Annotated in this window: 21 protein-coding genes; 9 read left to right on the plus strand and 12 right to left on the minus strand. The window is 56.0% G+C overall.

Going from position 1 to position 24157, the window contains the following annotated elements; translation table 11 throughout:
• Positions 1 to 37 precede the first annotated feature (37 nt).
• The 5 genes from ACR0NN_RS10460 to ACR0NN_RS10480 form a co-directional block, all read right to left on the minus strand.
• Positions 38 to 868 carry an alpha/beta hydrolase gene (locus tag ACR0NN_RS10460; protein WP_170725313.1) on the minus strand — a complete coding sequence of 277 codons (831 nt, stop codon included), beginning with the start codon at positions 866 to 868 and terminating at the stop codon, positions 38 to 40.
• A gap of 3 nt (positions 869 to 871) precedes the next feature.
• Positions 872 to 1747, minus strand: a complete 876-nt coding sequence (locus ACR0NN_RS10465) for a tryptophan 2,3-dioxygenase (RefSeq protein ID WP_480684609.1) — start codon at positions 1745 to 1747, stop codon at positions 872 to 874.
• Positions 1748 to 1810: 63 nt separating this feature from the next.
• Complete coding sequence (gene tdh / locus ACR0NN_RS10470) at positions 1811 to 2839, minus strand: L-threonine 3-dehydrogenase (RefSeq protein ID WP_170725396.1); 1029 nt, start codon at positions 2837 to 2839, stop codon at positions 1811 to 1813.
• 14 nt (positions 2840 to 2853) lie between these two features.
• Positions 2854 to 4038 (minus strand): glycine C-acetyltransferase, encoded by a 1185-nt coding sequence (locus ACR0NN_RS10475; RefSeq protein ID WP_170725311.1) that lies wholly within the window; start codon positions 4036 to 4038, stop codon positions 2854 to 2856.
• A gap of 109 nt (positions 4039 to 4147) precedes the next feature.
• Positions 4148 to 4711 (minus strand): XRE family transcriptional regulator, encoded by a 564-nt coding sequence (locus tag ACR0NN_RS10480; RefSeq protein WP_170685126.1) that lies wholly within the window; start codon positions 4709 to 4711, stop codon positions 4148 to 4150.
• A 114-nt stretch (positions 4712 to 4825) separates the two neighbouring features.
• On the opposite strand from ACR0NN_RS10480, the gene ACR0NN_RS10485 reads away from it, so the two are divergent.
• Entirely contained in the window at positions 4826 to 6001 is a 1176-nt protein-coding gene (locus ACR0NN_RS10485) for an acetyl-CoA C-acyltransferase family protein (protein ID WP_480684612.1), read from the plus strand.
• Positions 6002 to 6097: 96 nt separating this feature from the next.
• Here ACR0NN_RS10485 and ubiB read toward each other — a convergent pair whose 3' ends face one another.
• A complete protein-coding gene (ubiB, locus tag ACR0NN_RS10490) occupies positions 6098 to 7627 on the minus strand; it encodes a 2-polyprenylphenol 6-hydroxylase (RefSeq protein WP_170725309.1) in 1530 nt (509 codons plus the stop codon).
• Positions 7628 to 8380, minus strand: coding sequence for a bifunctional demethylmenaquinone methyltransferase/2-methoxy-6-polyprenyl-1,4-benzoquinol methylase UbiE (gene ubiE / locus ACR0NN_RS10495; protein WP_170725308.1), 753 nt, complete (start codon positions 8378 to 8380; stop codon positions 7628 to 7630).
• A gap of 86 nt (positions 8381 to 8466) precedes the next feature.
• On the opposite strand from ubiE, the gene mutM reads away from it, so the two are divergent.
• The 6 genes from mutM to recF all read left to right on the plus strand — a co-directional run bounded on the left by mutM (position 8467) and on the right by recF (position 15081).
• On the plus strand, positions 8467 to 9318 hold the full coding sequence (gene mutM, locus ACR0NN_RS10500) for a bifunctional DNA-formamidopyrimidine glycosylase/DNA-(apurinic or apyrimidinic site) lyase (RefSeq protein WP_170725307.1): 852 nt from the start codon (positions 8467 to 8469) through the stop codon (positions 9316 to 9318).
• Positions 9319 to 9384: 66 nt separating this feature from the next.
• A complete protein-coding gene (locus tag ACR0NN_RS10505; RefSeq protein WP_170725306.1) occupies positions 9385 to 10161 on the plus strand; it encodes an enoyl-CoA hydratase in 777 nt (258 codons plus the stop codon).
• Between the two features lie 230 nt (positions 10162 to 10391).
• Positions 10392 to 10655 (plus strand): 30S ribosomal protein S20, encoded by a 264-nt coding sequence (gene rpsT / locus ACR0NN_RS10510; RefSeq protein WP_142638226.1) that lies wholly within the window; start codon positions 10392 to 10394, stop codon positions 10653 to 10655.
• 539 nt (positions 10656 to 11194) lie between these two features.
• Positions 11195 to 12577 carry a chromosomal replication initiator protein DnaA gene (gene dnaA / locus ACR0NN_RS10515; protein ID WP_170725305.1) on the plus strand — a complete coding sequence of 461 codons (1383 nt, stop codon included), beginning with the start codon at positions 11195 to 11197 and terminating at the stop codon, positions 12575 to 12577.
• 225 nt (positions 12578 to 12802) lie between these two features.
• Positions 12803 to 13924: a DNA polymerase III subunit beta gene (gene dnaN, locus ACR0NN_RS10520; RefSeq protein ID WP_170725304.1), complete on the plus strand. Its 1122-nt coding sequence runs from the start codon at positions 12803 to 12805 to the stop codon at positions 13922 to 13924.
• Positions 13925 to 13983: 59 nt separating this feature from the next.
• Complete coding sequence (gene recF, locus ACR0NN_RS10525; protein WP_170725303.1) at positions 13984 to 15081, plus strand: DNA replication/repair protein RecF; 1098 nt, start codon at positions 13984 to 13986, stop codon at positions 15079 to 15081.
• Here the strand turns inward: recF and ACR0NN_RS10530 are convergent.
• Entirely contained in the window at positions 15078 to 15644 is a 567-nt protein-coding gene (locus ACR0NN_RS10530; RefSeq protein ID WP_170725302.1) for a carboxymuconolactone decarboxylase family protein, read from the minus strand. The two genes, recF and ACR0NN_RS10530, sit on opposite strands and share 4 nt — an antisense overlap.
• Positions 15645 to 15743: 99 nt before the next feature.
• Here ACR0NN_RS10530 and ACR0NN_RS10535 point away from each other — a divergent pair, with 99 nt between their 5' ends.
• Both ACR0NN_RS10535 and gyrB read left to right on the plus strand, forming a co-directional pair.
• A complete protein-coding gene (locus tag ACR0NN_RS10535) occupies positions 15744 to 16310 on the plus strand; it encodes a TetR/AcrR family transcriptional regulator (protein ID WP_170725301.1) in 567 nt (188 codons plus the stop codon).
• Between the two features lie 102 nt (positions 16311 to 16412).
• Positions 16413 to 18830 (plus strand): DNA topoisomerase (ATP-hydrolyzing) subunit B, encoded by a 2418-nt coding sequence (gene gyrB, locus ACR0NN_RS10540; protein ID WP_480684616.1) that lies wholly within the window; start codon positions 16413 to 16415, stop codon positions 18828 to 18830.
• Between the two features lie 337 nt (positions 18831 to 19167).
• On the opposite strand, the gene ACR0NN_RS10545 is transcribed toward gyrB, so the two are convergent.
• The 4 genes from ACR0NN_RS10545 to ACR0NN_RS10560 all read right to left on the minus strand — a co-directional run bounded on the left by ACR0NN_RS10545 (position 19168) and on the right by ACR0NN_RS10560 (position 24155).
• Positions 19168 to 20136: a cation efflux transmembrane domain-containing protein gene (locus tag ACR0NN_RS10545; protein ID WP_170725299.1), complete on the minus strand. Its 969-nt coding sequence runs from the start codon at positions 20134 to 20136 to the stop codon at positions 19168 to 19170.
• 13 nt (positions 20137 to 20149) lie between these two features.
• A complete protein-coding gene (locus ACR0NN_RS10550; protein ID WP_170725298.1) occupies positions 20150 to 21268 on the minus strand; it encodes a baeRF11 domain-containing protein in 1119 nt (372 codons plus the stop codon).
• 380 nt (positions 21269 to 21648) lie between these two features.
• Positions 21649 to 22386, minus strand: a complete 738-nt coding sequence (locus tag ACR0NN_RS10555) for a hypothetical protein (protein WP_170725297.1) — start codon at positions 22384 to 22386, stop codon at positions 21649 to 21651.
• A 95-nt stretch (positions 22387 to 22481) separates the two neighbouring features.
• Complete coding sequence (locus ACR0NN_RS10560; RefSeq protein ID WP_170725296.1) at positions 22482 to 24155, minus strand: sulfatase-like hydrolase/transferase; 1674 nt, start codon at positions 24153 to 24155, stop codon at positions 22482 to 22484.
• Positions 24156 to 24157: the final 2 nt, after the last annotated feature.

A 24157-nucleotide genomic window follows, 5' to 3' on the forward strand; every position in this document is an offset into this window, starting at 1 on the left:
GCAGCGGCCCCACGAGGCCGCTGTTTTCTTTTGCCGGTTACTCGCCGCGCGACGACAGAAACGTGCCCGATGGCATGATGATGTCGAAGTGGTGTTTACCCTTCTGCAGATCAAAACTGACCGAATGCCCGGCCTTGCGCAGTAATTCCGCGTAGTCACGGCTTTGGCGGATGAACTCGGGCGTATCCCGCTCGGCGACGGTTACCCTGTAACGCGGTCCCGGTGCGGGCAGGTTTAGGCAGGGTGAGAGATCGTGAACCTCGACCTTGGTCAGTTGCAGCGGATCATTCACCGAGGTCAGGCTGATCGGAACAAGGTCATAGATCCCGCTAATCAGGATCACATTGCGCACCCGCAGGCAAGCCTGCGCAAATGCCTTCGAAGACGTCGCCATCACCATCGCAACCAGATGGGCACCTGCACTATGACCCGATAGCGTGATGTTTGATGGATCAAAACCCAGTGTTTCGGCCTGTGACGCGAGCCACAACAAGGCGGTACGGCATTCGTCGACCATCTGCCCCAATCTGGCATCGGGGGCGAGCGTATAATTCAGCGTGGCAAAGGCTTGCCCGTTCTCATGCAATACCGGTGCCATCGGGGCCGACTCGCGCTGGCTGAGTGCCTGCCAATAGCCACCGTGTATGAAGACATGTAGCGGAGCGTTGGCGCCAGGGGCGGGGAAGAAATCCAGAACATGTGCCGAGCTATCGCCGTAACAGAGGTTTTCTCGCACCTTTAGGTCAGACCGCGCCTGCGTGCTGAGGGCTGAATAGCTGGCCAGATAGGGCGTCAGATCGCCACCAACCATCGAGCTGGGGGAATATTCCTGCTCAAGCTCACTTTGGGTGAAACCGCGATACAGCATCACTCAGTCCCCCGCGTACATCAATTCGGTTCGCACGTCGTAGAGGTCGTGGAAGAACCGCAACTCCAGCGCTTTACGCAGAAAGGCCACGCCGCTGGACCCACCCGTTCCCGGCTGCATACCGATCACGCGCTCAACCGCTGTTGCATGGTCAAACCGCCACCGCTGGAATAGGGATTCCACATCCATAAGCTTTTCTGCCAGCGCATAGAGATCCCAATATTTGTCCGTATCACGGAATACTTCGACCCAGATCTTTACGACGCGCGGATCACCGGAATAGGGCTTTGCATAGTCGCGCTCTATCAATTCCTGTGGCACGTCAAACCCTTGCCGGTCCAACATATGCAGAACTTCGTCATAGAGCGACGGCTTGCTGAGGGCCGCGTTCAGCATCTCCACGACCTCTGGGTCATGCATGTGTACTTTCAGGGTCGAGGGATCCTTGTTGCCCAGAATAAACTCGATCTGGCGATAGCCGTAGCTTTGAAAGCCAGACGAGCTGCCCAAGGCGTCGCGGAACGTCATATAGTCGGCGGGCGTCATGGTCAGCAGTGTTTCCCATGCCGCGATCAATTGCCGTTGGATCGCCTTGATCCTGTCAAGATTTTTCATCGCCGGGCCAAATTGATCCTGCTGTAGAAACCTACGCACTTCGACCAATTGATGGTGCATCAGCTTTAGCCACAACTCGCTGACCTGATGGATGATGATGAAGAGCATCTCATCGGGTTGGGCTGGGTCCTGAAAAGTCTTTTGCAGGTTCAGCAGGGTCTTGAGTTGTAGGAAATCGCCATAGCTTTTGCGGTGAGTCTCTGCGAAATCTGTGACCAAGGACTCTTCGATCCCTCGTTCCAGATACCTGTCATTGTCGCCCATGTGCTCCTCCAAACGCGCGGGGTTATCCCTGTTTAGGGACAAAACCCGCGCGGTGCCAGAGCGTTAGGTCCAGTCCAGAACCACCTTGCCCGACTGACCGGATTTCATCGCTGCAAAACCTTGGGCAAAGTCATCAACCGCGAAGCGGTGGGTGATCACCCGGCTGACATCCAGCCCGTTCTGCAACATGGCAATCATCTTGTACCAGGTCTCGAACATTTCGCGGCCATAGACGCCTTTGATAGTGATGGCCTTGAACACGATCCGCGACCAGTCGACCGGGGATTTCCCCGGCGGAATCCCCAGCAATGCGATCTTACCACCCATCACCAGAGCCTCGACCATCTGGTCCAGCGCAGCTTGTGAACCAGACATCTCGAGCCCGACGTCAAATCCTTGGGACATGCCAAGCTCAGCGATCACATCCTGCAAATCCTCTTTCGAAACGTCCACAGTGCGCACGGTCGGAACAACATGTTCAGCCAGTTTCAGGCGATCGGTGTTGATATCCGTGATGACCACATGCCGCGCGCCAGCATGCCGCGCGACGGCGGCGGTCATGATGCCAATAGGGCCCGCGCCGGTGATCAGCACGTCCTCGCCCAGCAGATCGAAGCTGAGCGCTGTGTGCACGGCATTGCCCAGCGGGTCGAGAATGGCTCCGATCTCATCCGGCACATCATCGGGCAGGGGCACTATGTTGAAAGCAGGCAATTTCAGGTATTGCGCAAAGGCACCCTGTTCGTTCACCCCGATGCCCCGCGTGCCGGGATCGAGATGAAACTTGCCTGCGCGGCTTTGACGGCTATCGGGGGTAATCAGATGGCCTTCGCCCGAGCAACGTTGGCCGACCTCCAGCCCGGTTACATTTCGCCCGATCTCGACGATTTCCCCGGCAAATTCATGGCCCGTGATCATCGGAACCGGCACCGTGTGCGACGCCCATTCGTCCCAGTTCCAGATATGAATATCCGTGCCACAGATGCCGGTCTTGTTGATGCGGATTAGAACCTCGTCGGGACCGATCTCGGGCACTGGGGCCTGCACCATCCAGAGACCTTCCTCTGGCTTGGATTTCTCCAAAGCTTTCATGGTGTTGGGGCGCATCAGATCACCCCCAGTTCTTTGCCGACCTTGCCAAACGCAGTGAGCGCTCGGTCTAGTTCACCCCGAGTCAGAGCCGCGTTCATCTGCGTCCTGATCCGCGCCTGTCCCCGCGGGACGACCGGAAAGAAAAAGCCTGAGACATATACGCCCTCATCAAACAGCCGCGATGCCATGTCTTGTGCCAGTGTCGCCTCACCCAGCATGACTGGAATGATCGGGTGTTCACCGGGCAGCAGGTCGAAGCCCAATTGCTCTAACCCCTGTCGCCAGTATTGCGCATTGCCGAACAGTTGCGCGCGCAGCATGTCGCCTTCTTCAACCAAACGGATCGCCTCCAAACCAGCGGCGACGATGGAAGGCGGCAGCGAATTTGAGAACAGATAGGGCCGCGCCCGCTGCCGCAACAGGTCGATCACTGGCTGCGGCCCGGCGATATAACCGCCGATAGCCCCGCCCAGCGCCTTACCCAGAGTTCCCGTCAGAATGTCCACATCCACGCCGAAATGATCCGGCGTTCCAGCACCGTTTGGCCCCATGAATCCCGTTGCATGGCAATCGTCGACCATGACGACGGCATCATATTTGTCGGCCAATTCACGGATTTTCGGCAGGTTGGCCAGATAGCCATCCATTGAGAATACGCCATCGGTAGCAATCATGATATGCCGCGCCCCGTCTTCACGCGCCTGTTTCAGCCAGGCTTCGAGGTCATTCATGTCGTTGTTCATGTACCGGTAGCGTTTCGCCTTGCACAGGCGCACCCCGTCGATGATAGAGGCGTGGTTCAGACTGTCCGAGATGATGGCGTCTTCAGGCCCTAACAAAGGCTCAAACAGCCCTCCATTGGCGTCGAAACAGGCGGCGAACAGGATTGCGTCGTCCTTGTTCAGAAACTTCGCCAGCTTCTGTTCCAACTCACGGTGAATATCCTGCGTCCCGCAGATAAAACGGACTGAGGCCATGCCGAACCCCTTGGGGTCCATTGCGCCTTTGGCCGCTTCAATAAGGGCGGGATGATCCGCGAGACCCAGATAATTGTTGGCGCACAGGTTGATGACCCGCTTGTCGCCCACCGTAATCTCGCCGCCCTGAGGCGAGGTGATCATTCGTTCGCGCTTGTAGAGGCCCTCGGCCTCAATCTGTGCGAGTGTATCCGAAATATGGGACAGGAATGCATCAGCCATGGCGACCTCCGTTAATCTGAGTCGCACGTCTAACATAGCGGATGAAATTCCCAAATAGGGGATATGCAATATTTAGGAAAAATATCCGTGAAGGCGGAATATTGCCAAATCAGGCGTTTTTCACGATCAAAAATACGCGTGCAGGTCGGTCGGCGGAAATAGAATGCACGATATCGGCAGCGTACCGGGCGGTATCCCCTTGTTGCAAATCGCTGACCGCAGTGCCCGACGTAACGCGAACTGCACCCTCCAGAACGGTCAACTGCTCGTTCGCACCCCGCGCGTGGGGCTGGCTGTTCAGGCTTCCACCGGCCTGGAGTTGAATTTCATATACCTCATGCTTGCCTGCCTCTTCCGGGGGCGAGAGGATGCGAATTCGGCATTTTTCACCCATGTTGTCGATGCTTGGCACCTCGGATTTCCTGAGGGTCTCGATCTGGTCCGATGTATTGGACTCTTCCAACAACCCTGCAAAGTCCACCTGCAATGCGCGAGTCAGGTTCCATAGGGTCGAGATCGTGGGGCTGCTTTCACCGCGTTCGATCTGGCTGACCATGGATCGGGATACGCCGCTGAGGTTGGCGACCGCTTCGAGCGACAGGCCTTTGACCCGGCGCGCCTCTTTCAAGCGGGCGGGCAAGCGTATCAGGATATCGTCTGTATTTTCCGTCATGACGGAATTTCATGCGTGTTGCGCAACGTAATGTCAATTCCGGGCGTGACAGTACGTCTAATTTGAAGACCATGCTGCAAGTGCATAATTCGTACGGGATTTGGAGGAGAGAACATGACTGACATAGTGATTTTGGATGGCGCGCGAACTGCCATCGGAACATTCGGTGGCGCATTGGCGTCGACGGCTCCGATAGATCTGGCGACTGTGGCGACCGAGGCAGCGCTTGAGCGATCGGGGGTTGAGGGTGGCCAGATCGGGCATGTTGTCTTTGGTCATGTGATCAATACTGAGCCGCGAGACATGTATCTGTCGCGGGTTGCTGCGATGCAGGCGGGTATTCCGAACGGGACCCCTGCAATGAATGTGAACCGTTTGTGCGGTTCGGGCGCGCAGGCGATTGTGTCGGCGGTGCAGTCTCTGATGCTGGATGATGCCGAGTTTGCAGTGGCAGGCGGCGCTGAAAGCATGTCGCGCAGCCCCTACATCGTTCCGCAGGCGCGATGGGGCGCGAAGATGGGGGACGTTTCGTCGCTTGATATGATGCTGGGCGCACTGAACTGTCCTTTCGGGACGGGTCACATGGGGGTCACGGCTGAAAACGTGGCGGATGAACATCAGATCAGTCGAGAGCAGATGGATGCGTTTGCAATGACCAGTCAGACCCGTGCGGCGGCTGCGATTGAGGCGGGGTATTTCGAAAGCCAGATCGCTCCGGTGCAGGTCAAGGTCAAGCGCGAGATGGTTGATTTTATGGTCGACGAGCACCCTAAAGCCACAACAGCGGAGGCGCTGGCAGGGTTGCGTCCGGTCTTCAAGAAAGATGGCCGGGTTACGGCGGGAAATGCGTCAGGTATCAATGATGGCGCCGCCGCGATGGTTCTGGCAACGGCAGGTGCGGCTGAGAAGGCTGGATTGAAGCCAAAGGCCCGTGTGCTGGGATATGCGCATGCCGGGGTCCGCCCGGAAGTCATGGGGATTGGTCCTGTTCCGGCGGTTCAGAACCTGTTCAAAAAGACAGGTCTGTCGGCAGGCGATTTTGATGTGATCGAAAGCAACGAGGCTTTCGCCGCGCAGGCTCTGGCGGTCAATCAAGAGCTCGCGCTGGACGCTTCGAAGGTAAACCCAAACGGGGGAGCTATTGCATTGGGTCATCCTGTTGGAGCGACCGGGGCGATCATCACACTCAAAGCTCTGTACGAGCTGGAGCGCATCGGTGGATCCAAAGCGTTGATCACCATGTGCATTGGTGGCGGTCAGGGTATTGCGCTGGCAATCGAGCGGCTCTGATATCGAACCGTTTAGGGGGGCTGTCTGCCCCCCATCGCGCTTGGGCGCGATTCCCCCCGAGGATATTTATAGCCAGATGAAGCTGCGGGATCTGGTTTAGCCGAGCGAAGTAACGAGCAATGTGATCGCTGCCCCAGCCAGCGCGCCGATGGTCGCAGGCAGGATCATCCGTGACAAGCCAGAGCCTTGAGATTCGTCTTGTTGGGTTTGGGCGATCAATGCGTTTTCCACCAGCGTGGGCAGGCGCGGGCCAAAGCGTGCAAGGACTAAGGCGGTTTTGCCAAAATCACGCAGCGCTGCGCGCGGACCGATTGACTTTTTGATATAGTCTTCGACCACGGGGCGGGCGACTTCCCAGATGTTCATATGTGGGTCGAGGGAACGGGCGACGCCTTCGACGACCACCATTGTGCGCTGCAGTAGGATCAACTCGGTCCGGGTTTCCATGCCAAAGCGTTCGGTGACCTCGAACAGGTAGTTCAGCAGGCGGCCCATCGAGATGTGCGAGGCATCCATACCGAAGATGGGTTCTCCAACAGCACGCAGGGCGCGAGCAAACTCGTCGACATCTTGATTGGCCGGGACGTAACCGGCCTCGAAATGCACCTCGGCGACGCGTTTATAGTCGCGACGGATGAAGCCAAACAGGATCTCGGCATAGACGCGGCGGGTGTATTCGTCGATATGACCCATGATACCGTAATCATAGGCAATGATATCGCCGTTGGCGGCGACCTTCAGATTGCCCTGATGCATGTCGGCGTGGAAATAGCCGTCGCGTAGGGCGTGGAGCAGGAACAGGCGCAAAACCCGCTCGGCCAGATCGCTTCGGTTGTGACCTGCGGCGTCCAGCGCTTCATTTTCACCCAATGGTATTCCATCTGCCCAGCTGAGTGTCATCACGCGGCGTGCTGACAATGACCAAACCACCGGTGGCAACCAGAAGCCCGCATCGTCTTTGGTGTTGGCGGCATATTCCGATGCGGCGGCGCTTTCCAGACGCAGGTCAAGTTCGCCGCGCACGACGCCATCGAAATGCTCGATCACTTCCATCGGGCGGAGGCGGCGTGCACCAGGCGCAAAAAGTTGCACGATGCGGGCGGCAAAATAGAACGCGTCGACGTCTTTACGGAACGCGCGTTCGATATTGGGGCGGAGGACTTTGACGGCAACGTCTTCCCCGGTGCTGACCAGTTTGGCCTTGTGAACCTGCGCGATCGAGGCTGCGGCAATGGGCTCGCTGAATTCGGTGAAGATTTCTGCTACCGGCTGGCCAAGTTCTCTTTCGACCTCAGCCATGGCTTCGGCTTTGGAAAATGGCGGGAGCTTGTCTTGCAGAACGCGCAACTGTGCGGCCAGCTCGTCACCGACCACATCAGGGCGTGTCGAAAGCACCTGACCGAACTTGATATAGGCCGGACCCAGTGCTGTAAGGGCGCGTGTGGCGGGCGGCATTTCGGGGTCGCCTTTATAGCCCAGCCATTGGAACGGTTTCCCCAACGTATGGGCCAAGATGCGAAGCGCACGCGGGGCCTCAAAAGCGTCGAGGACCACATTCATGGCGCCGGTGCGCTCGAGCGTGGCGCCTGTGCGGATCAGGCGAATGATGTTGTGAGGGCCGCGCATCTAGATTTTCCAGCCGGAATGCAGCGCGGCAATGCCCATGCTCAGGTTGCGGTATTTGGCGTTTTCGAACCCGGCGGTGCGGACCATGTTCAGGAACGTCTCCTGCTCTGGGAATTTGCGGATCGATTCCACAAGGTACTGATAGCTGTCATAGTCATTGGCGATCAGCTTACCCATGCGCGGGATGACATTGAAACTGTAGAGGTCATAAAGCTTCTGCAACCCGTCATTGGGCAGCTGGCTGAATTCCAGAACCATCAGACGGCCACCGGGTTTCAGAACGCGGTAGGCCTCGTTTAATGCCTCTTGTGGGCGTGTCACATTCCGAATGCCGAAGGAAATTGTGTAGACATCAAAGGTGTTGTCCTCGAAAGGCAACGCCATTGCATCGCCCACCACCCAGTTTAGACTGTCGGACATCTGGTCGGCCTCGGCGCGCTGGCGGCCCTCTATCAGCATAGGCTCGGTCAGGTCCAGAACGGTGGCGTGGCCATGGCCCGCGCGTTTGAGGAAGCGAAAGGAAATGTCCCCAGTACCGCCTGCCACGTCCAGCAACCGCTGACCGGGGCGCGGAGCCAGCCAATCCATCATCGCGTCTTTCCAGACCCGGTGGATGCCCATCGACATGACATCGTTCATTACGTCATATTTCGAGGCGACCGAGTTGAACACGCCCTGTACGCGCCCGGCCTTGTCAGCCTCGCGCACGGTTTCGAACCCGAAATGAGTGGTCTTGTCGCTGTTGTCGGACATTTGCCTTGCCGTTCGTCGAATTTCGTCTCTGTTATAGGGCGATAAGAGGCGGGCACAATGCGGCCCTTTGGAAAAGGAGCCATCTAATGCCCGAATTGCCCGAGGTCGAGACAGTAAGACGCGGCCTGTCCCCTGCGATGGAAGGTGTGGTGATCGAGCAGGCAGATGTAAACCGCCCCGACCTGCGCTGGCCGTTTCCGGATCGGATGGCCGAACGGCTGACCGGGCAGCGGGTGGATCGCCTGCGGCGACGGTCTAAGTACATTCTGGCCGATCTCAGCAGCGGAGAAACGCTGTTGATCCATTTGGGCATGTCGGGACGAATGACAGTTTCGGGCGATCCATTGGGGCAGTTCGCGCACAAACATCCGATGCCAGAAAAACACGATCATGTGGTGTTTCACATGGCCAATGGCGCGCGCATCACCTTCAATGATCCGCGCCGGTTCGGGGCAATGGACCTGTTGCCGACCGCCACGGCGGAAAGCCACAAGTTGCTGGCGGTTCTGGGGCCGGAACCGCTGGGCAATGATTTTCACGAACAGCATCTGATTGATGCGTTCAAGGGGAAGAACACCCCGGTCAAATCCGCACTTCTGGATCAGGGAATCGTTGCCGGTTTGGGTAATATCTACGTTTGCGAGGCACTTTATCGCGGCAAGGTGTCGCCACGTCGCAAAGCCGGGCAGATTTCAACGCCAAGGGTTGCGGCTTTGGTTCCGATCATTCGACAGGTACTGCAGGAGGCCATTGAGGCCGGTGGCTCATCCCTTCGCGATTTCCGGCAAGCCGATGGAGAACTTGGATATTTTCAGCACAGCTTTGATGTTTATGGACGCGAAGGCGAACCCTGCAGAACGGACGGATGTAGCGGTGAGATCAAGAGAATCACCCAGTCCGGTCGCTCATCCTTCTATTGCGCGCAATGCCAAAGATAACTTGATCCAGCGAACTCGCGTGATAATGAATCGTATCTGAACGGAACAACCGGAAGCTTACACCTCATGGCTTTTGAGACGATCATCGTCGAAATCGAAGACCACGTCGCCCTCATTAAACTCGACAGACCCGACGCAATGAACGCACTGAACACCCAGTTGCTGGGTGAGCTTTGTGAGGCGCTTGAAGATGCCGACAAGAATGACAAAGTGCGCTGCATCGTGATCACCGGCTCGGAAAAGGCTTTTGCCGCCGGTGCGGACATCAAAGAGATGTCCGAGATGAGCTATGTTGATGTATTCAACGTCAATCTATTTGCGGATGCGAATGACCGGATCACGGCAATTCGCAAACCGATTATCGCTGCTGTATGCGGGTATGCGCTGGGCGGTGGATGTGAACTGGCAATGCTGTGCGATTTCATCATTGCTGCCGACACCGCAAAGTTCGGCCAGCCCGAGATCAATTTGGGCGTTATCGCAGGTTTGGGTGGCAGCCAGCGCCTGACTCGTTTTGTCGGAAAGTCCAAATCGATGGATATGAACCTGACCGGACGTTTCATGGATGCTGAAGAGGCCGAGCGCGCCGGATTGGTCAGCCGTGTCGTGCCTGCCAAGAAGCTGATCGAAGAAGCAACCAGTGCAGCGCAAAAGATCGCGGAGAAATCGCAAATCTCGGCCCTTGCTGCAAAAGAGGCTGTGAATCGCAGCTATGAAATGCCGCTCAGCGAAGGCATGCTGTTTGAGCGTCGCGTATTCCACTCGATGTTTGCGACCGAAGATCAGAAAGAGGGGATGGCTGCGTTTTTGGAGAAACGTGCGGCCCAGTTCCGGGACAAGTGATCCCTCGATCTTGTGGCGAAAGCAGGCGGGCCATTGCCCGCCTTTTTCATACCTGCCTTGCGTGTTCAAGAATCCACTTGGCAAACCCAGACAACTTGGATAGTAAGCGCCGCTATACATGCGCGTGCGGCCCGCTTGGCCCGACTCACACTCGTGATTTCTGATCCGGTGCGGATATGTCCGTGGCGCGCAACCCAAGACAACCGAACCGAACAAAAGGTCAGAGACACATGGCAAATTCGCCCCAGGCAAAGAAACGCGCCCGTCAGAACGAAAAGCGCTTTGCTGTAAACAAAGCACGTCGTTCGCGCATTCGTACCTATCTGCGCAAAGTTGAAGAAGCGATCGCATCCGGCGACAAGGACGCGGCTACCGCAGCCCTGCGCGCCGCTCAGCCAGAGCTGATGCGCGGCGTCACCAAAGGCGTCTTCCACAAGAACACCGCATCCCGCAAAATGTCGCGCCTGTCGGCTCGCGTCAAAGCGCTGGGCTGATTCTTCGGGAAAGCGCGTCAAGCGTTGATCTCTATAAAGGCGTCGCACAGTGCGGCGCCTTTTTCATTGTTGCCGGAAAGCCGCGTCTTCACGAACTCGAGAGATTCTTTCGGCCTTAGACCCGAGTCAACATCAGAGTTTCGTTGCCCGCGCCTATCGCCTGTTGCTACGACTGTATCAGCGATTCACTCGCTTGGGGGGACAGGCTGTTCCAGTGATCTGACCGACGGGCATCGGAAATGATTCTGGAACGAATGTTCGAAAACCGGCTTCGGCCGGGTGGACGATCTGCTCTGGGCCTCGGGTTATCCGAAGGTCCTGGCCCTGTCAAAAATTGGAACGTCATGCGCATCCCGGCATCCGGGTGTGCCCCCGTTTTGGGGCCGTGCTGCATTGGACTGCGATGATGTTCGACGCGACCCGCCAAACCAACCGGTTTGGTGATGGTACCCTTGTGTGTGAGCGCCATAAAGACCCGGAAACCGGGACATATCGATAAGGCCGCAGGGCCAATAATGATGGGATGCGTGAGGCGCCGAATGACACAAGAGAAATGGGGACAACTGCGTAGCAAATTGATGAAGGCGGTTGGGAAGAACAACTTTACCACCTGGATTGAACCTCTGGAGTTTCAGGAGTTGCAGGATGGTGTGGCTGTGTTCTCGGTACCGACCAACTTCATGGGCAACTATGTCAGTCAGAATTTTGCAGATCTCATTCTCTATGAACTGAACACTTCGGGCGAACAGGTTCAGCGATTGGCTTTTCGCACAGCGGCAAATTCGTCAGCTCGCCCCACTTTGGTGGAAGACACCAAGACCGCGCCGGTATCAGAAGTCAGACCTGCCGCAACGGATACAGCAAATGATCCACTCGAGGCGCTGCAGGCTGCGCCTCTGGACGCTCGCTTTACGTTTGACCGCTTCGTTGTCGGCAAACCCAACGAACTGGCCCATGCTGCTGCGCGCCGCGTGTCTGAAGGCGGTCCGGTGACATTTAATCCGCTGGTTCTGTATGGCGGCGTTGGCCTTGGTAAGACCCATCTGATGCACGCGATTGCGTGGGAGTTGAAGACCAAGCACCCCGAGTTGAACGTGCTTTACCTGTCGGCCGAACAGTTCATGTATCGTTTTGTGCAGGCCCTGCGCGAACGCCGCATGATGGATTTCAAGCACCTGTTCCGCTCGGTCGATGTACTGATGGTCGATGACGTGCAGTTCATCGCGGGCAAGGACTCAACGCAGGAAGAGTTCTTTCACACATTCAACGCGCTCGTGGATCAGAACAAACAGATCATCATTTCGGCAGATCGTGCGCCCGGTGAGATCAAGGACCTTGAAGACCGTGTAAAGTCGCGCCTGCAATGTGGTCTGGTGGTTGATCTGCACCCCACTGACTACGAATTGCGTCTGGGCATCCTGCAAAACAAGGTTCAGCAATACAGCAGCACCTACCCTGATCTGACCATCGCGGATGGTGTTCTGGAATTCCTTGCACACCGCATCTCGACCAATGTGCGCGTTCTCGAAGGGGCGCTGACCCGCCTTTTTGCCTTCGCTTCGCTTGTGGGGCGCGAGATTGATATGGAACTGACGCAGGATTGCCTGGCCGATGTACTGCGTATGTCCGAGCGCAAGATTACCGTCGAAGAAATCCAGCGCAAAGTTTCGGAATACTACAACATCCGTCTCAGCGACATCATAGGCCCCAAGCGTTTGCGGTCGTATGCCCGCCCGCGTCAGGTGGCGATGTATCTTTGCAAGCAACTCACAAGTCGCTCGCTGCCTGAGATTGGGCGCCGTTTTGGCGGACGCGATCACACCACGGTCATGCACGGCGTCAAGCGTATCGAAGAGCTGAAGCTGACCGATGGTCAGATCGCTGAAGACGTTGAAATGCTGCGCCGGGCTCTGGAAGCTTAAGCCGTATCCAATTCGCGGAAAATGCCCCGGCCAATTGCGTTCGGGGCATTTTCTTGTGCGCTATTGTCCACGATCAAGAATGTTCTGGAACGTTTCACGCGGGCTCCCCTTGACCGCCAGGGCAATCCGACCCAGAAATCGGTAAAAAATCCTTGTGCCTGAGGGCTGAGCCGCTAACGTGCCAGTCCCGCCTATTTCGGCACGCAAGTCAAAGGAACAGAGGGTATGAAGATCAGCATCGAACGCGGCACCCTTCTCAAGGCCGTTTCGCAGGCCCAGTCAGTTGTCGAACGTCGCAACACCATTCCCATACTTGCTAACGTGCTGATCGAGGCCGAAGGCGATCAGGCCCTGTTCCGGGCCACCGATCTGGATATCGAGGTGGTCGACAAAGCCCCTGCGCAGGTCGAAAAAGCGGGTGCGACGACCGTAGCCGCAACAACGCTGCATGAGATCGTGCGCAAGCTGCCCGATGGAGCGCTGGTGACCCTGACTGCGGATAGTGCGGCTGGGCGGCTGACCGTAGAAGCGGGGCGTTCGAATTTCTCGCTGGCGACCTTGCCGAAAGAAGATTTCCCGGTCATGGCGTCTTCGGAGTATCAGTCGAACTTTACGGCCTCTGCGGCCCTGTTGCGGCGGCTGTTTGATAAGTCAAAATTTGCGATTTCGACTGAAGAAACGCGATACTACCTAAACGGTGTGTACATGCATGTGGCTGACGGCGCAGAGGGCGGCAAGGTGCTGCGTTGTGTAGCCACCGATGGTCACCGTCTGGCGCGGATCGATGCGGATTTGCCGGATGGCGCGGCCGATATGCCGGGCGTGATTGTGCCCCGCAAGACCGTGGGCGAGTTGCGGAAACTGCTGGACGATGATGAAATGGACATCGCAGTCTCGGTCAGTGAAACCAAGGTGCGGTTTGCAACGCCGGATATCACTCTGACTTCGAAGGTGATCGACGGAACCTTCCCGGATTACACGCGGGTCATTCCTCAAGGCAATACGCGCAAACTGGAGGTGGATGCCGCCGAATTCGCGCAGGCCGTGGATCGTGTGGCAACTGTTTCCTCCGAACGGTCACGGGCGGTAAAATTGCAGCTGGATGCGGATAAGCTGGTTCTGTCGGTGAATGCACCCGATAGTGGGGCGGCCGAGGAAGAGCTGGCAGTCGCTTATGGCGATGAGCGGCTGGAGATCGGGTTCAACGCCAAATATCTGCTGGAAATTGCGTCTCAGGTGGATCGCGAAAATGCGGTGTTCATGTTCAACTCGGCAGGTGATCCGACACTGATGCGTGAAGGCAATGATCAAAGCGCGGTTTATGTTGTCATGCCGATGCGCGTCTGATCGCGCTGGTGCGCGATGCCTCCGGCGGGAGTATTTTTGAAAAGATGAAGGGAGGGGTCATGGGATTGGCCCTGACCGAGCTTACGGTCTCGCATTTTCGGTCTCACAAGTTGGCCCGATTGTCTTTGGACGGGCGGCCAGTGGCGATCCATGGTCCAAACGGGGCCGGTAAGACCAACATTCTGGAAGCGGTTTCTCTGTTCTCGCCTGGCCGCGGTATGCGTCGGGCGAGCGCGGCTGAGATGACACGGCGGCCTGAAGCACTGGGTTGGAAGCTGTCCGGTCTGTTGAACGCGCAAGGACAGAATTTCGAGATTGAGACCTGGTCCGAAGGCGGCGCGGCGCGGCAGGTGCGGATTGATGAGAAAGCGTCAAGCCAAATCGAGCTGGGAAAGCTGGCGCGGGTCGTTTGGTTGATCCCGTCGATGGACCGCCTCTGGATTGAGGGGGCCGAAGGGCGGCGGCGTTTTCTGGACCGGATTGCGTTGAGTTTCGATCCGTCGCATGCCGAGGCATCGCTGGCCTATGAAAAAGCCATGCGCGAGCGGAACCGGTTGCTGAAAGATCAGGTGCGGGATGCCCATTGGTACGCGGCGCTGGAGGGGCAGATGGCCGATACCGGGTTTCGCATCCATCGGGCGCGTCTGACCGCGTTGGAACACCTGCGGACGGCGCAGGAGAAGGCGGAAACGGCCTTCCCGTCTGCAGAACTGGAACTGGTGCAAACCGAAGGAGCGATGCCTGAAACGGCAGAGGAGTTGCGTGACGCCTTGGATGAAAGCCGGTTTCGCGATCTGGCCGCTGGACGGACATTGGTTGGTCCGCACCGATCAGACCTGTATGGCGTGTTTACCACAAAGGGAGTTCCTGCCAAAGATTGCTCGACCGGTGAGCAAAAAGCACTACTGGTGTCGCTGATCTTATCGAATGCACGGGCATTGGCGGGGATGGTTGGCGCGCCACCCATTGTGCTGTTGGATGAGGTTGCGGCGCATCTGGATGCTGGGCGGCGCGCTGCGCTCTATGACGAGATTTGCGCACTGGGTGCGCAGGCCTGGATGACGGGCACCGGGCCTGAGCTGTTTGCGGAACTGGGGGACCGAGCCCAAACTCTGATCGTAACCGAAGGCGATGAGGGCTCGGTCGTGAGTTCTTAGGCGGGTTCGCTGACTTTACGTTCCCACAGGAAGCCACGCATCACTTCGTCTACCGGCGTTTGTGCCATGTGGTTGACGTAGTTCGACATGGTTTTCTGCGCCAGACCCAGCACAACGTCCAGAACCGCGCGGTGTGAATAACCGGCATCAAAGAACGCCTGCAGTTGCTCTTCGGTCGGGTTTCCGCGGGTTTCCATGATTTGCAGCGTGAAAGTGCGCAGTGCCTCAAGCTTGGCCGACGGCAGCGGAGTTTCATTGCGCAGCGCCTCGGTGATGTCGTCCGAGACCTTCATCATCTTTGCGATGCCGGTATGTGCAGGCACGCAGTAGTGGCATTCGTTTTCTACGTTAATCGTCTGCCAGACGACTGTTTTCTCGTCATTGTCGAAATCGGTTTGCAGGAACAACCCGTGCAGCACTTGATAACCCTCCAGATGCTGTGGGCTTTCCGCCATCACCTTGTGCAGGCCGGGCAGGCGCCCGAATGCGGCTTGAGATTTTTCCAGCAGTGGCTTGGACCCTTCGGGGGCGGATTCAAGGTCGTGGGATGGGAATTTGGCCATATCAAAACTCCTGTTTCTGGCGCGATGAGTCGTATTTAGGGTTTCTTGAGTGATCACTCAAGTATATATTTGAGCGAACGTTCAAGAATTGGTGAAGCCATGCCCCGCAAACCATCATATGACCGCGACGCGTTGATCGCGCAGGCGCGCGACATTTTCTGGCGACACGGCTGGGCCGGGACGTCGCTGAAAGATCTTGAGCGTGAGCTGAAGCTGAAACCGGGCAGCTTTTATGCGGCCTTCGGGTCAAAAGATGCGCTCTATGCCATGGCACTTGAGCGTTACACGCAAGATGGTGTCGCCAACATGATGGCCTTGGCGCAGGAACTGGGCCCGCTGGGTGCACTCAAGGCGCAGCCGCGCCGTGTAATCACGGCTTCGCCAACCAAAGCCTGCATGCTGGCCAAGACCTTTGCCGAGTTGCAAGCCAAAGATCACGAACTGGCCGAGCAGGCGCGCACCCACATGGTCGAAATGAAGGCTTGCTTCGCGGACCTGTTTCGTCGCGCGCAAAAGGCTCGAGAAATCAGTCCGGACCATGATCCTGACCGGTTGGCGGCGCGCTATCAATCCGACCTTCTGGGTCTGCGGCTATCGGCCGAACGGGATGATGTAAACGCCGCTGAAATCGCCGAGGATATCACGTCAGATCTCGATCGGCTTTGATCTGCAAGAAAAGCGGTTCAGAACCACAAAATGTTGGGGGATCGCGTGACATTCCCCACCAGAAAACGTATAAGTTACCAAAATAATATAGGTACTAACGGCATGTCCGAAGACGCACAGGCACCGCAGGAATACGGCGCGGATTCTATCAAGGTTCTCAAAGGCTTAGAGGCGGTTCGCAAGCGCCCGGGCATGTATATCGGGGATACCGATGATGGCTCGGGCCTGCACCACATGGTGTATGAGGTCGTGGACAACGGAATTGATGAAGCCTTGGCCGGTCATGCCGACCATGTGACGGTGAAAATTCATGCCGATTCCAGCGTTTCCGTCAGCGATAACGGGCGCGGAATTCCAGTGGATATTCACCCGGAAGAGGGCGTTTCGGCGGCTGAGGTCATCATGACCCAACTGCACGCAGGCGGTAAGTTTGACAGTAACTCTTACAAGGTATCGGGCGGTCTGCACGGTGTGGGAGTCTCAGTCGTGAACGCGCTGTCCGATTGGCTGGAATTGCGCATCTGGCGAGCTGGCAAAGAACATGTCGCGCGGTTTGAGGGCGGTGAGACGGCAGAGCACCTGAAAGTCGTAGGCGAATGCGGTGATCGCACCGGGACCGAAGTGCGCTTTCTGGCCTCGACCGATACATTCTCGAACCTCGAATACTCGTTTGAGACATTAGAAAAACGCCTGCGTGAACTGGCCTTTCTGAATTCCGGCGTACGGATCATCCTGATCGATGAGCGCCCGGCGGAGCGTCTGGAAACCGAGCTGTTTTATGAAGGCGGCGTCAAAGAGTTCGTCAAATACCTTGACCGATCCAAGACGCCTTCGATGCCCGAGCCGATCTATATCAAGGGCGAACGGGACGAAATCGGTGTCGAGATCGCCATGTGGTGGAATGATAGCTATCACGAGACGGTTCTACCCTTCACCAACAACATCCCACAGAGGGACGGCGGTACCCACGTGGCTGGATTCCGGGGCGCTCTGACCCGAACAATCAACAACTATGCGCAATCCAGCGGGATCGCGAAGAAGGAGAAGGTGAGCTTTACCGGGGATGACGCGCGTGAGGGCCTGACCTGTGTGTTGTCGGTGAAAGTACCCGACCCGAAATTCTCATCCCAGACCAAAGACAAGTTGGTATCGTCTGAGGTGCGCCCGGCGGTTGAAGGTCTGATGAACGAAAAACTGGCCGAGTGGTTCGAGGAAAACCCGAACGAGGCCAAGGGAATTGTCGACAAGATCATCGAGGCCGCCTTGGCCCGCGAAGCTGCCCGTAAAGCCCGTGAGCTAACCCGCCGCAAGACGGCGATGGATGTAAACTATCTGGCCGGTAAGCTGAAAGACTGTTCCGAGAAAGACCCGTCCAAGACCGAAGTGTTCCTCGTTGAGGGAGACTCGGCCGGTGGGTCCGCTCAGACGGGCCGGGACCGTCTGACTCAGGCCGTTTTGCCCCTGCGCGGGAAAATCCTGAACGTCGAACGCGCCCGGTTTGACCGGATGCTGTCATCTCAGGAAATCGGCAATCTCGTGATGGCGCTGGGTACCGGTATTGGACGCGATGAGTTCAATATCGAAAAGCTGCGCTACCACAAAATCGTTATCATGACGGATGCGGACGTGGACGGTGCACACATCCGGACGCTGCTGCTGACCTTCTTCTACCGTCAGATGCCCGAGCTGATCGAAGGCGGATATCTTTATATCGCGCAACCTCCGCTCTATAAGGTTTCTCGTGGTAAATCAGAAGTTTACTTGAAGGATCAAGCTGCTCTGGACGACTACCTGATCAATCAGGGCGTTGAAGGTGCGGTGCTGAAACTGGGCTCGGGCGAAGAGATTATTGGCCAGGATCTGACCCGCGTCGTGGACGAAGCCCGCCAATTGAAGCGCGTGCTGGACGCCTTCCCAACGCATTACCCGCGCCACATTCTGGAACAGGCGGCTGTTGCTGGCGCCTTTGTTCCGGGTGCTGTCGATGCCGATCTTCAAGGCGTTGCCGACAAGGTCGCCGCGCGCCTCGACCTGATCGCGCTTGAATATGAACGCGGCTGGCAAGGTCGGATCACACAGGATCACGGCATCCGCCTCGCCCGCATCCTGCGCGGGGTCGAGGAAGTCCGGACACTGGACGGACCCATGCTCCGTTCGGGCGAAGCACGCAAGACCGGCAGCTTTACCCAAAGCCTGCAAGAGGTCTACAACACGCCTGCCACCCTGATCCGTCGCGACCGATCCCAGATGATCCACGGTCCGCTGGATCTGCTTCGAGCGATTCTTGAAGAAGGCGAAAAGGGTCTCTCACTGCAGCGCTACAAAGGCTTGGGCGAGATGAACCCGGATCAGCTGTGGGAAACCACACTGGATCCGGATGCACGAACGCTGTTGCAGGTGCGCGTGGACGATATGGTCGAAGCCGATGATCTGTTTACCAAACTGATGGGCGATGTAGTTGAGCCGCGTCGAGAGTTCATTCAGCAGAATGCACTCAGCGTGGAGAACTTGGATTTTTGATCAGTTGTAGGTTTGCGCATAACACTTCGCGCACCCCATAAGTTTGCGTAGTTCGCCCATAGTTTTGCGCTACGCGTTTGTCTGCATCAGCGACGAATTCAATCAGTTTATGGCTTAGTCGTCGCGGTTATGGCCCTTTGCATTGCTCAATCCCACAAAGGGCCTCCCTAAGGAACCTTGGATTCTCGCGAAGGTCTGCGATGCGCAGAAAGCTGACTTCGCAAAGTACAGTGAGTAGTCCAAGATTGTTGGTTAATTTAGGAAGTATCCTAAGCAATCATTTCTACAACTAGGCGCCCCAACATAGGTCGCAGTAGCGAACCGGCGACAGTAAGATTCAGAGTGTAGTCGTCCCTGCATCCAAGCTCGAATGGCTCTGGTTGGATACGGCCACAAGAACTTCGACCGGGCCAATATCTTTCTCGATTTGTGATTTCATTTGAAAACTAATTCGGTCAATATCCTCGGCAGTCACTGGACTTCTAGGACGATAGTAAACAACTGCGTCTAGCTTTCGACCAACTCTTACCAGTGCGACGTCCAGTACCTCTCCGCCGTTGTCTTTCGCAATAGGTTTTATGGCGTGACGTACTGCCAATTGGTCCTTTGCATTTGCTGGAACACCAGCCAACTGTGCAACGCCTTTCCAGAAGGCTCGCAGGTAGCCGAAAACCGCAATGCTACACAAAACGAGCACGACGATAGAATCCATTACCGGCGTTAAGGGTTCAAATACTGTGTCGACTAGAAGTGGTGTCGACAATAGTGCTACGCCTGCGAATAATGTGATGACACCGTCGTAGATAGAAGCCGTTGCTTCCAGCTTCAGCATATCACTTTGTTTTCCCGTTCGGATCCAAGCGCGTTTGTGGACATAGGCCAGCCAGAAGCACGCGACGGTCACTATCACGGCGTAAATGGCGACTGGTAAGAGGCGAACCTCTTCCACATCACCTCCAAGCACATAATCGGCTATTCCCAAAACGGCTTGAAAGACACCGAATACCACCAGGCCAATCAAAGTGAGGGAACGGAAGGTTGCGTACAATGCTTCATCGCTTGCATGTCCGAATGGTCGTAACCTATCCGGACCTAGATGAGCGGTTTGGCTTATACGCATAGCAAAGACCGCTGAGATGTATCCGATCAGTGAGAACAATCCATCGATCAAAAGTGCTTGAGAATTCGAAGCCCATGCCGCTAGCGCACCAGCCAACCCCATTCCGAGGTTTGCCCATCGCGTTAGATCCATCGCCCGATGCTCCAACGCGATGTCGGCGTCTAATTCTTTGGCCTGTTCAGACATGGGTCAACGAAATTTAGACTGGATGCCTTAACAACGCCGCGAGGGGTTCACTCTCCGGCAAGTCGTCCTGCCTAACGCTGAGCACGCGGCCACCCGTTTGAAGCGTCCTACAAGCTAGTTCTGACAGGATGTCGTACGTTTCAGGCCCTTCTGCATCATAGGTTACGGTCCCGTCCTCTTCATCGATCCGTCCAGGCAAGGTCGCATCCATGTTGACAAGCAAAGTGTCAACGCCGCCAAATGTGCTGGCCTTCGCAATATCTGTGACCCTGTTGGTTGCGCGGCGAACACCTGCTCGGGCTCGGTAAAGGCCAAGCAAATCTTGGATCTCTATCGCGTAGTGTTCGTCGATCAAAAGCCTAGCAGCCTTTGCGATTTCATTGTCGGAGCTTTCTTCGGCGACACCAACTGGTTGACCATCGATCACGTCTTCAAAGCTACAGATCGAAAGATAGATCGAGCGCAATGGTTCATTGGCAACGACGATCATAGGCGTATCGCGACCCGTCAAATACGGACGCATGGCTTCGTCTACTCGGCGAGAATAGGCAAGTAGGTGAACTTTCTGGCCTTCGCTTCCTTGCAGCCTTCCTTTCGGTGCGCGCCCACTGATGCTCGCTTTGCCGGCCACGGAAGCAGCGTCTTTCGGCATTTCGTGAAGCTTCACCTCTCCAACAGGTCGGTTTCCGGTGATTTCCAGAACTCGCACCCCACCTTGCCCGAGTACCAAAACAGTCGCGCTATGTGGGAACGCCAAAGCCCGCAAAAGTGGCGGCAAGTGGAAACGGTCGGATACTTGGAAATCGTCAGTCAAATGATTTGGAAGTCGAAAAGTGCGTGTTCGTTCTGGTGTCGCAAAGACAACTAGGCTTTCGGACTGATGCTGCCAGAAATCATCGTCATCGTGTATATCCGCAAGGTTCGCCTCAAGTTCGAGTTTTACCTTTTTATGCAAGATGTCGTCGCTGATTTCTGCCAGCGCATCATGGGCAAGGTTTCCAAATGCCGTGCGGGATTGTTGTACCTCCTGTGTCACAGGCGTGGTTCTCAACGAAATACTCACGCAAGCCGGGCCACGGTATTTGGCTAGGCTACGAACATCGCGAATTGTCGGAATATCGACGTGTTGCATAGAGTATCTCCTTACTGGGTTCTGCTTTTCGCAAAAAAGATGAGAGCTTTAACTGAGTCGGGTTTCACGAGATCTGACTGTGCAGCAAGGTGTCTGATGCCGACGTAGCTGCTGGATCGCAACACGGCACTAGACGTTCTGGAACCCAGATACATCTCAGCGGATCGCCCAGAGACTGTTGAGCTTCCCCGAGTTTAGAGCGGAGTGAGCAGATAGAATGATGCGGCGCGTGACGCCAATTTGTTTCCTCCCGACCCGGAGCGGGCAGGGATTGGCTCAAGGCAGTTCCAGGAAGGGTCAAGATAGACGCAGAAAAAATGGCTGAACAGAGTTCTGGACTGTGACATAGATGATCTTCGCCGAGGTTGGGTTTGGGTGAATTAGTAGTTGAAACGCAAACCTAAACCGGCACCTTTATCGTAGGGGTGGTCGGAACCTATACCGATGAGGAAATCAGCATAAATTGCGATGCCAGGACTGAGGTTCTTGCCAATCTGGAACTCAGCGGTCGCTGGCCAAGCATCATTCTCCCAGTCATATGGTGCTTTGATATCAGCCTTGGCCCAGTACCCATCGCCAAACGGTTGTAGCGCAATCAACCGCATCGCGGTTTGGTTTATGTCCGTCGGGCCATTGTATGAAGCAAAATGCTGGAGCAGTGGGATCAGCGTCAGCCCTGATTTTGTGTTTGCAAAGGCGAACCCGCCAAAAGGCGCAATTTGATCGGACCCGGTTCCGATCCCTTTTTCCGGGTCGCCAAAGTCCAGTATCCACTCCAGACCAATGGCCGACTTGATGGCCCACGTTTCGTTGAGCGGTCTCTGAGAAGGGAAATAGATCGCTTTGAGGCTCAATTTCTCAAAGTCAGTGAACCGAGTTCCAGTCACATCCGTTGAGTTGTAGTGTAACTCATATTTCAGTTTCAGATCAGGCCGCAGCATGTATGCGCCATCTATAAAGGCGTCCTGCTTGTCAGCACCGTTGCCCAAATCAAAATACTGATACCGGATGTCCGTGTTATTGACTGCGGCCAAAGGGTTTGAAGCGTTTCCATCGGCGATTGCTGGGGCCGCAACAATGCCAGTCGCCAATGCAAGGACAAGCGCTTGGATTTTCATATTGTTTCCAGAATTTTTGTTGTGGATGCCAAGCCCCATATCAATCATATCATTATCTGATGCGGGGCTTGCATTACTCTTATCAGCTTCACCTTTTAGTCGGGCTGAATGTCCCGCTTGGCGACAAAGGCATCCACCGCTGCGACGGTTTCAGGACGAAGGTTCACGATACCTTCATAGGGACGTCCAGTCGCGGCCGGTTGATCGGGGTACATTTCCTTGAATTTCAGGTGGCGGGCAATAATGCGATTAAACTCATGTCCAGCCCATGCTCCGATCTCGGTCGATACGCTCTGTTCTTCGCGGGGGTCGCGGAATAGGTTGTAGAACTTGGCCACGATAGCATTTTCACCTTTGGCCGGAACTTTGAGTTTGATGTGTTCTTTTACCACCTCTTTCAGCGAATTGATCGAGTAGATCAGTACATGATCCCTGCGCCCATGCGTATCGCCAATAAACATCAAGGACGTCTGATCGACACCGTCAATGATCCGGTCGCGGGGGATGGCATCCATCGCTCCGCCGATACGCGCAATTGACGTGAACAAATCAGAGATATGAATAATGTCGGATACAATCGAGTCTCCCTCGATCAAGCCGGGCAGGCGGGCAAACGCGTCCACCCGAACGCCTCCTTCAGACGTATCGGCCTTGCCGCCGCGGAAGACCAGCGGCGAAAACCCACTGCCGGGGGCATATTTGGTGAAGTGACCGTTGTCGCCCATCAAAACGATCAGGGTATTGTCCCTGAGCCCCAGCGCATCGACTTCGTTCAGAATGACCCCGATCCATTCATCCAGCTCTTCCATGCTTTCAACGAATGTACCGCCGTTGGGTGTCGTGAACGCCTCTCTCGTCGTGCGCGTTGTCGACAGAGGGACAAGCGGCCAGTATTGCAGGAAGAACGGTTCATCCCGTTCTGCTAGCAGGCGCAACTGTTCCATCGCCTGTGCCTGATAGCGGATGTTCATTTCATTATATTTGTCCTGGGTCCATTTCTCACCCGGTTCCATATGGACTTCGCGGACCTCCCCGCCAATAACAGCTTCAAGGCCGGTAATCATGTGTCCCGGATCAGGGCGAAACCAATCATCCAGCGTGTATTTGGAATTGTAGTTGTCTTCCCCTATGGCCATGGTGATTTCTTCCTTGGCTGCATCTTCGTTGAAGATGGCCAACTGGCCCTGCTGATGGATGGGGAACGCGGCGTAGTCAAAGCCCTGATAAGTAGGCCAGGATTCCTGAATGTCGCCCATGTGCCATTTGCCAACATGCGAGGTGTTGTAGCCTACGGATTTCAGAACTTCGGCAATTGTGACTTCTTCATCGGCAAGGCCAAAACCTGAAATATCGACGGCGGTATCGCCCATCCCATTGCGATACGGCTGGCGACCCGTCATGAAGGCGACCCGCGACGGTGTGCAGGACGGCTCGGTATACATGCGCGCAAACCGCATGCTTTCCTCTGCGAGCGCGTTGATATTGGGCGTCGAATACCCGCGTATCGCGTTCATCTCGGGCATACCCATGTCGCCAAAACCCATATCGTCAATAAGGATGTAGAAGATGTTTGGAGGGTTCCCTCCGTTTTTCTCACGAAAATCGGCCAGCAGTTGGTCAACCTGTGCGTCGTTCTCGACCCAAACGGCTTCGTTTTGCTGCTTCAGCACATAGTATTCCGCATCATGCACGATATTGCTGTCCTGAGCTGCCACCGTGATAGCGGAGCCGGCAAAGACCAGCGCGGAGAGGATCAGTTTTGATTTCATGA

It is taken from the genome of Ruegeria sp. BA2 (genome assembly GCF_056539605.1).